At 44.7% G+C, this 15680-nt stretch carries 13 protein-coding genes and 1 pseudogene; 12 read left to right on the forward strand and 2 right to left on the reverse strand.

Annotated elements, in window-relative coordinates:
- Positions 1-125: 125 nt before the first annotated feature.
- The 5 genes and pseudogenes from HL061_RS03510 to HL061_RS03530 all read left to right on the forward strand — a co-directional run.
- Positions 126-518: pseudogene (locus HL061_RS03510) on the forward strand (TerD family protein); the annotation flags it as partial.
- 222 nt (positions 519-740) lie between these two features.
- The gene (locus HL061_RS03515) at positions 741-1802 is read left to right on the forward strand and encodes a DUF475 domain-containing protein (protein WP_071001908.1); all 1062 of its coding nucleotides are present in this window, start codon (positions 741-743) and stop codon (positions 1800-1802) included.
- Between the two features lie 586 nt (positions 1803-2388).
- Positions 2389-2964 carry a TerD family protein gene (locus tag HL061_RS03520; protein WP_071001909.1) on the forward strand — a complete coding sequence of 192 codons (576 nt, stop codon included), beginning with the start codon at positions 2389-2391 and terminating at the stop codon, positions 2962-2964.
- Between the two features lie 210 nt (positions 2965-3174).
- The gene (locus tag HL061_RS03525; protein WP_071001910.1) at positions 3175-3927 is read left to right on the forward strand and encodes a TIGR00266 family protein; all 753 of its coding nucleotides are present in this window, start codon (positions 3175-3177) and stop codon (positions 3925-3927) included.
- Between the two features lie 57 nt (positions 3928-3984).
- Positions 3985-4593, forward strand: coding sequence for a TerD family protein (locus HL061_RS03530; protein WP_071001911.1), 609 nt, complete (start codon positions 3985-3987; stop codon positions 4591-4593).
- Positions 4594-4873: 280 nt separating this feature from the next.
- Here HL061_RS03530 and HL061_RS03535 read toward each other — a convergent pair whose 3' ends face one another.
- Complete coding sequence (locus HL061_RS03535; protein WP_071001912.1) at positions 4874-6121, reverse strand: TerD family protein; 1248 nt, start codon at positions 6119-6121, stop codon at positions 4874-4876.
- Between the two features lie 293 nt (positions 6122-6414).
- On the opposite strand from HL061_RS03535, the gene HL061_RS03540 reads away from it, so the two are divergent.
- The 7 genes from HL061_RS03540 (at position 6415) to HL061_RS03570 (ending at position 14658) form a co-directional block, all read left to right on the forward strand.
- Positions 6415-7560: an ATP-grasp domain-containing protein gene (locus tag HL061_RS03540; RefSeq protein ID WP_071001914.1), complete on the forward strand. Its 1146-nt coding sequence runs from the start codon at positions 6415-6417 to the stop codon at positions 7558-7560.
- Between the two features lie 66 nt (positions 7561-7626).
- A complete protein-coding gene (locus HL061_RS03545; RefSeq protein WP_071001915.1) occupies positions 7627-8850 on the forward strand; it encodes a serine protease in 1224 nt (407 codons plus the stop codon).
- Between the two features lie 60 nt (positions 8851-8910).
- Positions 8911-9999 (forward strand): NYN domain-containing protein, encoded by a 1089-nt coding sequence (locus HL061_RS03550; RefSeq protein ID WP_071001916.1) that lies wholly within the window; start codon positions 8911-8913, stop codon positions 9997-9999.
- 48 nt (positions 10000-10047) lie between these two features.
- Positions 10048-11364, forward strand: coding sequence for a phosphoribosyltransferase domain-containing protein (locus HL061_RS03555; protein ID WP_071001917.1), 1317 nt, complete (start codon positions 10048-10050; stop codon positions 11362-11364).
- A gap of 42 nt (positions 11365-11406) precedes the next feature.
- Positions 11407-12225, forward strand: coding sequence for an HAD hydrolase family protein (locus HL061_RS03560; RefSeq protein WP_071001918.1), 819 nt, complete (start codon positions 11407-11409; stop codon positions 12223-12225).
- A 102-nt stretch (positions 12226-12327) separates the two neighbouring features.
- Positions 12328-13509, forward strand: coding sequence for a cysteine protease StiP domain-containing protein (locus HL061_RS03565; protein WP_240366182.1), 1182 nt, complete (start codon positions 12328-12330; stop codon positions 13507-13509).
- Between the two features lie 69 nt (positions 13510-13578).
- Complete coding sequence (locus tag HL061_RS03570) at positions 13579-14658, forward strand: HpcH/HpaI aldolase/citrate lyase family protein (protein WP_252962536.1); 1080 nt, start codon at positions 13579-13581, stop codon at positions 14656-14658.
- Positions 14659-14788: 130 nt separating this feature from the next.
- Here the strand turns inward: HL061_RS03570 and HL061_RS03575 are convergent, their stop codons facing one another.
- Entirely contained in the window at positions 14789-15601 is an 813-nt protein-coding gene (locus HL061_RS03575) for an alpha/beta fold hydrolase (RefSeq protein WP_252962537.1), read from the reverse strand.
- Positions 15602-15680 lie beyond the last annotated feature (79 nt).

Here is a 15680-nt window from a genome sequence, read left to right on the forward strand (position 1 = left end):
GATAATGAAATACAGGACATTGAGAACAAACTAAACAACAGACCAAGAAAACGATTAGGGTTTAAAACGCCTATGCAGGCGTTCTATAATATTAATTAGCGTTGCACTTGGTGTGTTAATCTAAGTTCTATAATCAGCTGAAATCTGATAATGGCGCGGTCGAGCACACAGGTGACAACCGTACTGGCGAAGGCGATGGTGATGATGAAGTTATCAAAGTAAACTTAACCCAAGTACCTGCTGACGTTGATAAAGTAGTCGTGACGGTGACTATCCATGACGCTGCTACTCGCAACCAAAACTTCGGTCAGGTAGCCAATGCCTTTATCCGCGTTGTTAACGAAGAAACCGGTACTGAAGTGGTACGTTTTGATCTAGCAGAAGATTACTCTGTTGAGACAGCCATGGTATTCGGTGAAGTATATCGCCATAACGGTGAATGGAAGTTCCGCGCGGTAGGTCAAGGTTATTCAGGTGGCTTACAGGCGATGTGTCATCAGTACGGCGTTGATATCTAGAGCCTTATTTTTATTGGCATTTGGGCTATCAGCCATTCCGATTATCACGTCCAAGATATCAAGCGAGCATCGTTGCAAATAGTCACAATTTTTAATGCCCCAATGACTAGTAATGCTTTACGTTTCGTTTAAAATTATGCATAAAAAGTGGTTAGCAATAACCACTTTTTTGCGGCTTGTGTCTATAATAGACCAGCTTTACGCAACCAGATAGGATGTGTCATGAGACATTTTTATTTAGATATTATCTTCACAATCATTGCCTTAGCAATAGCGGCATGGTGGGGATATTCACATGGCGGTATGGGTGGGATGATAACCACGCTATCGATTACCGCTATTTTGGCCGTCATGGAGATTTCGTTATCTTTTGATAACGCGGTGGTCAACGCTTCAGTCCTTAAGGGCTGGGACGAATTTTGGAAAAAGATATTTTTAACCGTGGGTATTTTAATTGCGGTATTCGGTATGCGCTTGGTCTTCCCTATTGTCATCGTTGCGGTTACCGCTGACCTTGGTATGATGCAAGTGATCGATTTGGCCTTGAACAATCCTCAAGAATACTCAGCCAGATTGATGGCGCACCATGCTGAAATCTCAGCCTTTGGTGGTATTTTCTTACTATTGGTTTTCTTGAACTTTATTTTTGATGACAAAGATGTCCATTGGTTTGACTGGCTTGAGAGCCGTTTGGTCAAGCTAGGCAAAGTCGATGCGATGAGCGTATTTGTTGCGCTTATCGTCTTAATGATTGCGGTATCATGGGCCAGTGCAGAGCAGTCAAGTGCTGTGCTCATTGCTGGCGTTTGGGGCATTCTAGTATACCTTGGTGTACAGGTTGTCTCTGGTATGCTAGAAGGTGATCTCGAAGAAGACTTAGAAAACGAAGGAAGTGGCGCAGCCGCAACCAGCGCTATCATGAAAGGCGGTATCATTGGTTTCTTATACTTAGAAATCCTCGATGCTTCATTCAGTTTCGATGGTGTGATTGGCGCATTTGCCATTACCAATGATGTCATTGTTATCATGCTTGGTCTTGCCATTGGTGCGATGTTCGTACGTTCGATGACTATCTTCTTGGTAGACAAAGGCACGCTTGATGAGTTTATTTATCTTGAGCATGGCGCACATTACGCCATCGGTGCCTTAGCCATCATTATGCTGTTGTCAGTGAAGTTCCATGTACCAGAAATTATTACTGGTCTTATCGGTATTGCCTTTATTGGTTTTGCATTATGGGCGTCGCTGAAACATCGTAAAGCGGAAGCAGCAAGGCTTAATTAGCACCTGTTGTTCGCATGATGCTGTATAGCTTTGAGCAGGTCGTATCATCAGATATGGCCTGCTTTTTTGCGTTATAATGGCAGGCAAACAGGCTGGTCGGTTTTTGCCGAATAAAACCTTTATCTAAATACTTTTATTAATGGATTATTCAGTACAATATTACGTTTAAATTTTATTGAGTTGTCAAGCTTATAGCGGGTCGTACCAACATATCTGGTACGACCCGCTTTTTTTGGTTATGTCTTTGCAACCTAGGGTAGGTTTCTCTTCATTCTATGGCTTAATCCAAAGGAAACAGTCATTAAATAATTTACCTTTGCATAACAATACGTTAACCACTATTGCTAAGATGATTAAAAAGTATCAAAAATGCAGGGTTATTATGTCGCTTAGTAAGCATATAGTAAGCGCACAAAATACGCCTTGCTTAGTGAGCAAACGCTTAGTATAGTAAAACGTAATGATATGCAGGACGTGGTATACAACTAGGTTCTTTACCAGTTGTCCTTTCACATCAGTCACTGCACAACCTTTAATTTATTTTTTCGACCCAATCCACTTAATTATTAATCCAAAGGGTATTTGTATGGCTATTAGCTTAACAAAAGGCGGCAACGTAAACTTATCAAAAGAAGCACCAGGTTTAACCAACATCACAGTTGGTTTAGGCTGGGATCCACGCGCAACTGACGGTCAAGAGTTTGACTTGGACGCTATTGCCTTCTTAATCAACGAAGCAGGCAAAGTCCGTAACGATCAAGATTTTATCTTTTTTAATAATCTAAAGTCAGACAATGGCGCCGTTGAGCACACTGGTGATAACCGTACTGGCGAAGGCGATGGCGATGACGAAAAAATCAAAATAAATCTTGCGAGCATCCCAGCTGATGTAAACAAAGTTGCCATTTGTGCCATCATCTATGAAGGCCAAGCACGTAACCAAAACTTCGGTCAAGTTGGCGATGCTTATATCCGTGTTGTAAACGATAATGGTCAATCTGAAATCGCCCGTTACGACCTATCAGAAGATGGCAGCACTGAAACAGCTATGATCTTTGGTGAGCTATATCGCCACAGCGGCGATTGGAAATTCCGTGCCGTCGGTCAAGGTTTCAGCGGTGGTCTTGGACCATTAGCAGCGTCTTACGGCGTAAACGTGTAACGTTAAATTGACGTAAATATCTAGCGAGCCAAGCGTTGCTATCAGTTTTCTGATAGCAACGCCTATGAGCCATCAAGTGTGCCCTTTTAACGCATTTGATGGCTTTAAATTTAATAGGCTCATCAATATAAAAACGCTAAAACACATAGGTCTATCCCCCCCCACATTAAGAGCACCTATCAAAGATATTAGAATAAGGATTTGCACCCCATGGCCGCAACATTCAGTTTAATCGGTACTATTGAGCCTTTTTTGCATTGTAATCTCAAAAAAGGTGATTCAATTTATTGTGAAGCCAATGCAATGGTAATGATGGAGTCTAACCTTGAGCTAAAAGGTAAGCTACAAGGTGGACTGATGCAATCGCTTATGCGCCGCTTTGCCAATGATGAATCGTTATTTCAACAGCAGATTGAAGCAGTCCATGGCGAAGGCGACTGTTTGCTTGCCCCCACACTAGATGGCGATATGCAAATCATCGAGGTGGGATCACAGCAATATACCTTGAGTGATGGTGCTTTTGTCGCGGCGCAAACTGGCGTTGATATCAGAGCCAATATTCAGCGTAATCTAGGCGGCGCGGTATTCGGTGATAATGGTGGCTTTATGGTCATGCAGACGCAAGGAAAAGGTCAGGTTGTGGTATCTGGTTTTGGCTCATTGTTTGAGATTGAGGTCACCCCAGACAAAGATGTCATTATTGATAATGGTCATGTGGTTTGCTGGGATTCGAACCTCGACTATAAGCTGTCTGTCTCGACCAGCAAGAAAAAAGGCATCATGAGCAATATCATCAATTCCGTCACCAGTGGCGAAGGTATGGTTCTGAACTTTTCAGGAAGCGGTAAAGTCATTATTTGCTCGCGCAATCGCGACAGCTATCAAGGTTGGCTGCAGAGTGTCTTAGGAACGAGCTCAGGCGGTCGCGGCGGCGGCGGTGGTTTTTTAGATAATATCTTATAGCGTTTTTTAGAACTATGTTTAAGCAGTTTTACTCACAATTATTATAAGGATACTCACATGGCAGTTAGTCTACAAAAGGGACAGAAAATCTCCCTAAGCAAAGAAGCAGGCGGCGAGCTGACTCAAGTCAAATTAGGTCTAGGTTGGGATGTCGCTCAAAATCCACAAGACAAAAAAGGTGGCTTTTTAGGTAAATTATTCGGCGGTGGTAGCGGCGGCGATTCTATCGATTTGGATGCTTCGTGCATTATGTTTGACGCAAACAAACAAGCGGTCGATGCTATCTGGTTCAGTCAGCTTAAATCAAAAGATGGCAGTATCGTCCATACAGGCGACAACCGTACTGGCGACGGCGATGGCGATGATGAAGTCATCGACGTTGATCTCTCAAGAGTCCCAGCCAACGTGACTTCATTAGTGTTTACGGTCAATAGCTTTACCGGCCAGACGTTTGAGACGGTAGAAAACGCGTTTTGCCGTATCGTTAATGCCAATAACAACAGCGAAGTAGCTCGCTACAACTTATCGGCACAAGGTGGACATACTGCTATGGTGATGGCAAAAGTCTATCGGCATAACAATGAATGGAAAATGCACGCTATTGGCGAGACTGCGTCTGGTCGCACTTTCCATGATTTAATGCCTGCAATTACGCCGCACGCATAACTGAGTTGAGCCTTTAACTGGAGTATTACTAATCCAGTTGAATAATTTATTTCAAAAAAGAGCGGCCCATCTATCAATAGATGGGCCGCTCTTTTTATCAATGGGCTTTTACACTATAGTCAATCCTAAATAAAACAGATACATTATATATTAAGGTGGAACTGGTCTAAATTTTCCTTGCGTGCTGTACCTACGCTGCTCGATGCTGCGAAAAATTTATCCCAGTCCCGCTGTATCGTTTTTATACTGAATTCACTATAAAAAAGTATTATTAACGCTGTTATTTACGACCACGCTTCCAGCTAAACCCCCAGTTAAAGGCCTTATCCATTTCCTGATGCCCTTTAAAATACTGATTGATACGCTCGACATTGATACTGCCTTGCTGATTGACCAAACGCGCGATGGCACACATCGGCAAGTTACTAGCCCCTTCTGTTAAACGGGTCTCAATCGGTGACTGATCGGGTACATGAATGGTCACGACGCCATCGGTTTTTTCCCAGTTTGGCGCGCCCTCATAAATAAAGGCAAAGATAAATACCTCCTCAATCTGTGACCACTGCTTACCATTGATATCAAGCCACTCACCGCCACTCACCTGCCCCGTTCTATCATCGGCTCGCAGGCATACATAAGGCGCTGATTGCAGGCTACCAAAGCGATTACCCAGTGCTTGAATCAGGGTTTTTTCGCCGTTTTTTAGATGAATCATCGCGCCAACATCTAGATCTATACCGCTTGATTGATGCTGTTTGAACAGATCACCCAATAGGCCTTCCTTGGGTGCTGACTTATTACTCTCTGGACGTTGGTTCCAGTCTAAGTTCACTGAGATTTTGCCAAAATCATCGCGCTTTTTCAGATTGATGCTGGACTGATTTTTGGTTAAAGTGATTTTGTTTAGGTTGACCGACGGGGTCGCAGGAATCGGTGGCGGAGTACTCGCTTGAGAGGTATTGTCTGCTTTTTGCGTATTAATCAGCTGAGCCTGATTTTGCGTTGTATTTTGGGGTGCTGGCGCATCATCAGCAATCTCAACGCCAAAGTGCTCCGACAACGGTTTTAGGCCGCCATTAAATCCTTGCGCGATAAAGCGAAACTTCCAGTTGCCTTGTCTGCGATAACACTCCGCCAAAATAATGGCTTTTTCATTACGCCCAGCACTGCTCAGCTGACAAGTCATCAATACCTGACTGCCTTGTAGTACCTGAATATCGACATCGCCGACTTGTGCCAGCGTTTGCTCGCTAGAGAATGCCAAAGCGATTTTTTCAATACTCGCAGGCTGCGCGGGCAAATTGATATCAAAAAATCCGTCACTGTCGTGACCACGAAAACTAACATTGCCATCATCGCTACGTTTCTGACCATAAAATATCATGTCACCATCGCCGCGTACTTTGCCATCAGTCGTCAGACGATAAGCGGCGCAATCAATGGCGTTTTGGCTTAAGATGCGGACACTAATATTATCAGTTGGTAATGGTGCATTGGCACCTGCGATCAGTTGCTGAGGTTGATTCATCATACGTCCTTTAGATTCTTTATTATGTTGTCGTTGTTGTCATTGGCATGCTCACTATCGTCATATAGTAGCATGAATATTATGAACATTTTAAACCGACCAACCGCGCTACTAGCTACAAGATCACTCTTACAAATCCTTTTGCCTATTTCATCAGGGGCATTTATAACCTGTGCCATTTGTATATAATATATGCTGCTGAATGATCAAATTTTGACTATACTGCCGCCAGTTTTCAATAACCGTATCCACTCATCCAACTCCCTACATATGATAATAACGCTGAGAGAATTATGACTAACCTTGCTAACGATAGCGTCCACTCCACATCAATAGCTGCTTGGTTAGCTGAGGGTCAATCCAGCCAGCGCGATATGTTAGAGAGCTTACAGAACTTAAAAAGCAAATCTAGCACCCCTTTTAATATTATTGCCTCACACCGTCATAACCGACCTGAGATTTTTGAATTTGCTGATAGGGTCTATCGCGAACCATATCCAGAAAAAGCAGCCATAGAGGATGAGGCACAAGAGACAACTGAGCCTGTTATACCTCGCTGGCAATTCGTCTTGGAACACGCCAAAGAGCACAACGTCAAAGTATTATTAACGGGGCGCAATGGGGTCGATTATGAAGCGCATCGTGAGGCGTTTGATGCCGCTGGTATTCGTTTGCTTACAGGCGCAACCAGCGTAGCAGCACTAGAGTCGATCGAAGATAAGTTTGCCTTTATGCAGCAGTGTCACCAACACAATATCCCTGTCGCTGATGCTTGGCGCTTTGATAATGTGACAGAGCTGGAAGCATTACTTGCCGAACACGGTCATCAGCCCCTATGTGTCAAACCAGTTGTTGGTATTTTTGCTCAAGGATTTTGGCGCTTGGACTCAGGTAAAGAACCTGATGAACACTACGATAGTTTTGAGCATTTGTACTTTACCGAAGAGAAAAAAATCAATACCGCGCAGTTTATCAATGCGTATACCAACAGTCTAATGGTACGTGAGCGCCCTATTCCTATGCTGCTTATGCCTTATCTATCAGGGCAGGAATACTCTATCGATGTGGTCTGCGAATACGGTGAGGTCTTGGCCGCCGTCACGCGTTATAAAACCGGCAAAATCCAGCATATTGGCTATGAGCAATCCGTCATGGATGTGGTGATTCCATTGATTAAAGCCTTTGGCTGTGACGGTATCGTCAGTGTGCAGACCAAAGCTGATGATGACGGTCAGCACCGTGTGCTTGAGATCAATAGCCGCCCGTCTGGTGGTATTGGTTACACAACGCATAGCGATGTGGATTTGACACAGGTCGGATTTGGCTATTGGCTTGGCTTGACCGATAAGCCACAATTGACTGATATCATACAGCAAATAACGCCCTGTCAAGTACGCTCCATTATGGTAGGCGTAAAAATTGAAGATACTGCTGAATAAGTAAAAATAAGCAGGCAACATAAAGAACGACTGACAACCGAGTATATATCCAATAAAAGGTAGACGATGACAGCACAGACCACACTCGTGTTAGGCGCTAATGCTGTTATCGCAGACGTGCGCTGCTCGGTCGCATTTTCTAGCACTTCTCCGCTTAAGTTTGGACAGCAGCTTGGGCTACTTTGGTTGCCATTAGATGCCAATCGTCAGGCTGTTTGTAGCCCTGCTTATTTACATGAGCCCAAAGACTGGGCAACGATAGATGATGCCAATAACCCAAGCAAATGGCAGCTTAATCTACCCAAATTGTTTGAGCAACAAGGTGTGCATTTTTTACAGCTGATTGCTTATGCTTACGATGAGCCTAGCCTGAACTTGCCTGCGGTTGAGCTAAGCAATGTTTGCTTAACACTGAATGATGGCGCACTTCGCTACGACTTTACAGCGCGCGAACGCCACGTCAAAGCTGCGATTATACTAGAGATATATCAGCGGAATGGACAGTTTAAATGTCGGGCGCTTGACGAAGCTTCGACCCAAGGTTTGACGAGTCTTGAGCAGCGAGTACAAGTCAGTCTTGATGTTCGTCCACCCAACACACATGCACGTATCCAAGCAGCACAGCAACAGCAAGCCTGCCCTCACAATGAAATGCGTCCGCCTCGTCACGTGCAGGCAGGTGAGACATGGACAGGGACGGCGTTTGCCATTGATCCGCACCACTTGCTCACCTGCTATCATGTGATTGAGTCCGCTCAAATGATTGGCATACGCCAGCAAGGTCAGCCTGATCGCGAGGCACAAGTCGTGCTCAGTGATATCGGTAGCGACTCCGCTATTATCAGAGTCAGTGACCCCCTGCCCAGCCATATACCATTGGCACAGCAATGCAGTGACATATTGGGTGAGACCATTACTACATTAGGATTTCCATTATCAGGGCTAAGCAGTCAACTACAAGTCACACAAGGCTGTATCTCAGGGCTAACGGGCTTAAACGATGATATTCGTTATCTTCAGTTTACCGCACCCATTCAGCCTGGCTCTAGTGGTAGTCCTTTACTACTACCAACCGGTGAGGTCATCGGCATGGTGACTGCCAGTCTCGTTCATGAACACGCCCAAAACATGAACTATGCGGTGAAATTTCAGTTATTATCTGCCTTAATTGCGAGCGCTGGGATCAGTTTGGAGAGTAAGGCTGATTCGTCAAGCGCCACGCTTCTGACCACGCCGCAACTGAGCAAGCAAAGTCGCAGTGCATTATGGCTGGTAGGCTGTCAGGGTTAACGACATACTACAATGATAAGATCAAAAGAAAAACGGTATTAATCAAGGACTGTTATATCAATGAAACTCAACAACATAGCCGTTCTTATCGATGCCGATAATGCTTCAGCTAATAACATTAATTATATTTTACGTAAGATAGAGAGTATCGGTAATGTTACTTGCAAAAAAGTCTATGGTGACTGGGGCAATGTACATATTCAAGGTTGGCAAGAAGCACTCTTAAAACACGCTATCGACCCAATACAACATTTCGCCTATGCTAAAGGTAAAAATACGACTGATATTGGTCTAGTTATTGAAGCTATGGACTTATTACATAGTGGTCATTATGACGGTTTTTGCTTAGTATCTAGTGATAGTGACTTCACTGCTTTGGCGTTACGCATACGAAAAAATGGTATCAAAGTCTTTGGTTTCGGTAAAAAGCAGACCGTTAAAGCATTCACACAAGCCTGTGACAGTTTTTACTACGTGGAGGATCTAGTACCTTTACCAAAAGCACTGCCCATTAGCGAGCACAAAGACACGCCTAGCTTTGATACTAAGACAAAACCATTGCTGCCTGTCGCCGAATCCAAAACATCACCCGAAAAATGGACAACCAAAGCACTTCAAAAGCAGACACATCTTATTAGCATATTAAACAAGCTGATAAAAGAAGACCCAAATTCTGCCAAAGGCTGGTCAAATTTATCTTATCTTGCCAGCCAGATTAAACAACACCATACAAATATCAAGTTAGATAGATATGGCTATGCAAAGTTTTCAGAATTAATTATAGCAATGGCGTTATATGACATCCGTACTGTGAACAAAGTCATTTCTATTAAACTAAAAAATGGTACATTGCCAATGTCCAGTGTAGCACCAAACGGCAATGTCACGTCAACATGGAATGAGAGTCGCCTAAAATGTGATACAAAATTATTAAATAGTCTGCGTGCTTCCATTATCGATCACCCGAAAGCCGACCACGAGCGCTGGGTGAATTTCGGTTTGATTGGCAACGCCATAAAAACACACTACCCAAATTTCGATCCTAAAAATTACGGTTATGCCAGACTCTCTAGCATGATTAGAAATATCGGAATATTTGAAACCAAAACGGTAAACTCTACGCTCTATGTACGTCATAAAGCTAAGTAAACACTAGCAACAAACAAAATCTGATAATACATAGGACAACAAGAAATAATGAATGATACAAATCAAGATATAACTTCTAACAAAACCTATAAACGCAGCATCACCCTACCTCGCGGCACCCTTGATCTGACCTATCAGACCAACTCAATGGCTAACAAAAATAGCCTGAAACAAAACGACAGTTATCAATTAGAAGATCTGCTTGGTTTTGCTCAGCGTATTAATCCAAAACGGGCGTTTTTGTTTGTATCCAAAGTATTGGGCCGTCATATCCCCGTGGCACCCAGCACGATGCGAGATGCGTTTACTGATTTAGCCAATTTAGTTCCTAGCGATTTGCCCAAGCCAATTTTAGTTATTGGTATGGCAGAGACAGCAGTGGGTCTATCCGCTGGCGTGCATCAAGCACTACAAACACGTTATCCAAATGCGTTATTGCTAAACTCTACGCGTCACACGCAGCATAGTGACAATAACTCCGAAGCGTTATTAACAACGTTTAATGAAGATCATAGTCATGCCAGCCAGCATTTAATTTATCAAAGTACAGATAGCGTCACGCAAGAGCAGCTACTCGCTAGCAAAACGCTGATTATGGTCGATGATGAAGCATCAACAGGCAATACTTGTGTCAATGTCGTCACGGCCTTACGTGATGCAGGGCTCACTCAGCTAGAGCAAGTACATCTAACGACTTTGGTTGATTGGTCATTGGATCAAGAAAATACAAACCAGCAGACAGATGATATTATGCCTGCGCGTATGGCAGATCGCTTAACTGGTATTGAGTTTCATCGCCATCACTTACTGTCAGGCGCATGGCAATGGACAGACGCGCCCAACCCAGAGCCTATCACCATGCCATCGGTTGATACCACTGCCGCTGGTAGTCAAGCGCTTGGATTTACAGGTAACTGGGGACGTTTTCCCACATTAAATAGCACAGATGGCTTTAATAACTATCTTTCGAGCTTTCAGGCTGCATTTGCAAGCTTCCATAATCAAGACAGCTTTGATGTCACTCAATTGCCCAAAAAAATATTGGTGTTGGGTAGCAATGAGTTTGTTTGGTTGCCGTTTTTGTTGGCGGAATGGCTTGAGACAACATCTCAAAACCTCAAAGCTGACACAAATGCTATCGTGAAATTTAGTGCATTAACTCGCTCACCGATTGCGCTTGGCGGCGCCATTACTACGATGCTGAGCTTTCATGATAATTATGGGCTTGGCATGACCAACTTTGCTTATAATGTTGACCCTGACGAGTGGGACTTGATTGTGTTGTGTGTGGAGACAGCTGCTGATAGCGTCGATGCGATGTGGCGCGGTTTGAATAATGTGTTGGTGGTAAGTCCGACAATTTAAACCATTCTTTAACTTTCATACTAACTGTTTATGGACGACGTCATGACTATCCCATTTTTCAAGCCCAGCGCCGATATTATCAAACCCTATGCCTTAATGGATTTGGACGATACACTTTTTCAAACCCAGCGCAAGATTGATGCTTGGCAAGTCCCGACTGCAGAGCCAGAACACTTGGTTTGTGCGACGGTCAATAAGCAAAATGAGCCACTAAGCTTTATGAGTCAGCGCCAAGCGACTTTTTTTAATTGGCTACTCAATAGCACTGAATTAATCGTAGTAACAGCACGTGACCGCAGTGAGATCAAACGCGTGAAACTGCCATTCGACAGTTGGCAAGTATTGACCCATGGCGCCATTATTTTAACGGCTGATGGGCAGTTACTAAGCGCGTGGCAGCAACATATGCATAGCAAGCTTGCACCGTTGCAAGATAAGTTAAACCAACTAAGCGAGCTGTTTGCTAGTCATAGCAAAAGTGAGCAGAGTCATTTGGTATTTACGCCGCATGTCGATAGCTTTAATAATGGGTCTGTAAATGAAGAATTAACGATTTATCTAGCGATCAAACACGCGCAAAAAGACCATCAAGCATTAGTTGAACTGGCCAAAAAACTGCCCACGTTAATACGCGATTTTGAGCAAGATTTTTATGTGCATGTGAATGCCAACAATCTAGCGATATTACCGCACGCGGTACACAAGCGCCATGCTGTACAGTTTTTATTAGACAATCATTTAGACCATCAGCGTCCCAGTTTTGGTTTTGGTGATAGCTTGGCAGACTTGCCTTTTTTGCAGCTGCTTGACTGGTACGGTATGCCAAGCCGCGGTCAGATGCATGAGCAGTATCAGCCTTAGCCATCTGTCTAATTATTTGGGCTAGAACATCAGCCCAGAAAATCAGCCAAAAAGCAGACACAGAACCTCTCTTTTATCATCACGAGTGCTATTATTCATACTATGACTTTACCTAACATACAGACCAACAGAGCCAATCTAAACAATTACGGCTCAGGTAGCTACCTTGCCAGTGATGTGACCGTACTGCTCGATATCGTCGATAAAGACGCTGTTGCTGATGTGCCCGTCAGTCAAAAAGAGGCACTCATTCAAAGTGGGCAACGTCACTACTCTGATATGTTGACCTTGGAGCAAGCGCCTACCGCGATGCATGAAGAGCTATACCAACAGGCACTAGCGCAAGGTGGCAAGAGAGCCGCAACTGATATCGCACGCTTAGCGCATACCCTACATCATGTCTTTTGTCATGATGTCAGTGACGAGCATCCGCTAGTCTTGATTAGCTTGGTACGGGCAGGTCTACCGATTGGTGTGCTATTGCAGCGTGCGTTATCTGACACAGATAGCAGCTATCATTTGCCAAGTATACATTATGGCATCAGTATCATTCGTGATCGCGGGCTAGATCCTGTGGCGCTGCAAATGCTGCTTGACGCTTACCCAAACAGTCCGATTGTATTTGTCGATGGCTGGACAGGTAAAGGCGCGATTTATAAGGAGCTTGCTCGTAGCTTAGAGACATTTAGCGATCCCATTCACACCAGCTTTGCCAATATTTTTCATCAAGGTGCTGATGTCATTCCACTACTGACCCTTGCCGATCCGGCGGGCGTTGCTTGGCTCGCCGCGAGCGCGGAAGATTGGTTAATTCCATCGGGTTTGTTAAATAGTACCGTATCAGGACTGATTTCACGCAGCTTATACACCGAGCCGTCATCTGGTCTACACCGCAGTGTCTTTTATGAGGATTTGATAGACGCAGATCATAGTTTGGCATTTATCGATCATGTTGATGCAGCCAGACGCTCATTGACTATGCTGCCAGAGCATTTGCCAACCTATCAGCAGCCGCGCTACCAGACGGCAGCATTAATAGATGCGCTCGCCACGGACTATGACATTACCAATCGCAACCGTATTAAGCCGACTATCGCCGAGGCGACGCGCGCGATACTACGCCGCGATCCAGAGCGTATATTGCTCGCGACCGCGGCGCATCCCGATACCGCACTACTGCGTCATTTATGTGCGCAGCGAGGCATCACTATTGAGGTATTAGGTGATAAAATACACCCTTATCAAGCCATCACCCTTATCAAGCAACGAGCCAAAGACAGTTAATGCTTTTGGCTTGAGCACCACTAGCGCGATTGAACGCTTGCCCTTTACACTCTATTTATGATGCCAACTATGTCAGATATAACAAACAACGAGTCAGCGACTTACCTTGACACTCAGTCCTATGATACCCTGTCTTATGCGCATCTGATTACTGAGCGTCATGCGATGGTCAGACCGCACACGCACCATCCCTACCAACTAGGGGCGAGCCTCTATATGCCTGCCACTCGCCAAGACATCTGGCAAGTGATTAAGCGCGACAAGCTACCAACGATCAATAGTATTATTATCTGTTTAGAAGATGCCGTCAGTCATGAGGATGTGGAGTTGGCGCTTGAGCGTTTGCGCACGCTGCTGGGTACGTGGGCTGAGCATGTCAATAGCATCAATGATCCATCCCGAGCCGCTGCTATTCACGCACAGCACCCAACGCGTCCACTGGTTTTTATACGTCCGCGTAGCCCAATGATGCTACAGCAATTGGCTGATTATGCGCATATTGATCTCATTGATGGTTTTGTCATGCCAAAAGTCGATATGTATAGCTTATCCAATTGGCGCATGGCCTGTCAGAACCTCAATGCTGATCATCTGCTGATGCCGACGCTCGAAACGGCTGCATTATTCAATCCGCATCATAATCAAGAGCTGGCGATTGCCTTTAAAGAAGCGTTTAGTCAGCCAGTATTTGCGCTACGTATCGGGGGTAATGACTTATTTGCCGCATTGCGCCTGCGTCGTCCAAAGAATAGCATTGTCTATGATACGCCTATCGGCACCCTTGCCTATCAGCTGCTTGGCTGCTTTGTACCGCATGGTTTTTATCTCACCGCACCTGTATTTGAGTATTTAGATCAGCCAACCCTTTTTATGCAGGAGCTAAATCATGATGTCAGTTTGGGACTGGTCGGTAAAACGGTCATTCACCCAAGCCAAATTGCACTGGTGCAGCAAGCCTACTGTGTGCCGCTAAGTACATTGGATGAAGCACAAGCGATTCTACATAGTGAGGCCAAGGCCGTATTTAAGTACAACAATACCATGCTAGAACCTGCGACCCACCGGGCATGGGCAACCGAAATCGTCAATCGTGCAGAAGCATTTGGCACTATCGATGATGGCCACAGCCAATATAGCTCACGGATGTAATCGTCAGTATTGAGCATAATAGGATAAAAAAAAGCCGCTATCAATGACTGGTAGCGGCTTTTCTATGAATTGTTATAACCTACTGCCAAAACAGTCTGACTTTATGCGAATTTGCCTCAGCAGCTTAGCATTACACACAGCTTGTCAAAAACTGACTGAGCACTCGGTTCACTTGATCAGGCTCTTCCACTGTCGACGTATGGCCAGCGCCTTTAATAATAGCAAGCTTCGACCCAGCGATAGCAAAATGCATACGCTCAGACTTTGCGTAAGGCGTTGCGGCATCTTCATCACCCACGACAATAAGTGTCGGTGTCGTGATATCACCCAGTTGCTCATAAGTGCCAGTGCGATCGATGACCCCCATTGTCGCCTTAACGACACCACCCTTACGATTACTTTGTAGCATCGTCAGCCACTGTTTGCGATCAGATTTGCGCAGCTTGTCGGCCAAAAAAGTACTGCCAAACATAATGGGCATGACTTTTTTGCTCACACGCTTCATCCCTAGCCAACGAATGGCTTTGACCAGTTTGCGGTACTCAGGAATGTTTTTTGGGTCTTCAGGATCAGCTGATGTCTCAAGTAGCGCGAGTGATAACAGCAAATCCGGTCGCTTAAGCGCAATACGTTGAGCGACAAACCCGCCCATGGATAACCCAACAAAATGACATTTAGCAATAGCGAGTGCGTCAATTAGGCCAAGTGTATCCTCAGTCAATGTCTCCATATCATAGCCAGATTTGGTAATCTGTGACTGACCCTGCCCTCGAAAATCAAACGCAATGCAGCGATAATCGGTTTGAAAATACTCTACTTGCTTGTCATACATCTGCGAGCTCCACAGCAGACCATGGGCAAACACGATAACGGGTTTTTGCGTGTCATTGGGCGCGCTGTCTTCATAATAGATATCGACATCGTTGACTTTTATCGTTGGCATAATCACTTCCTTGTTTGGTGAAAACTTTGATTAATCAGTTGGGCTGCGCATGACCTAACGCGCTACCTGCATAGTAGCA

This window comes from Psychrobacter sp. PSP, assembly GCF_024085615.1.
Lineage (GTDB): Bacteria > Pseudomonadota > Gammaproteobacteria > Pseudomonadales > Moraxellaceae > Psychrobacter > Psychrobacter pacificensis.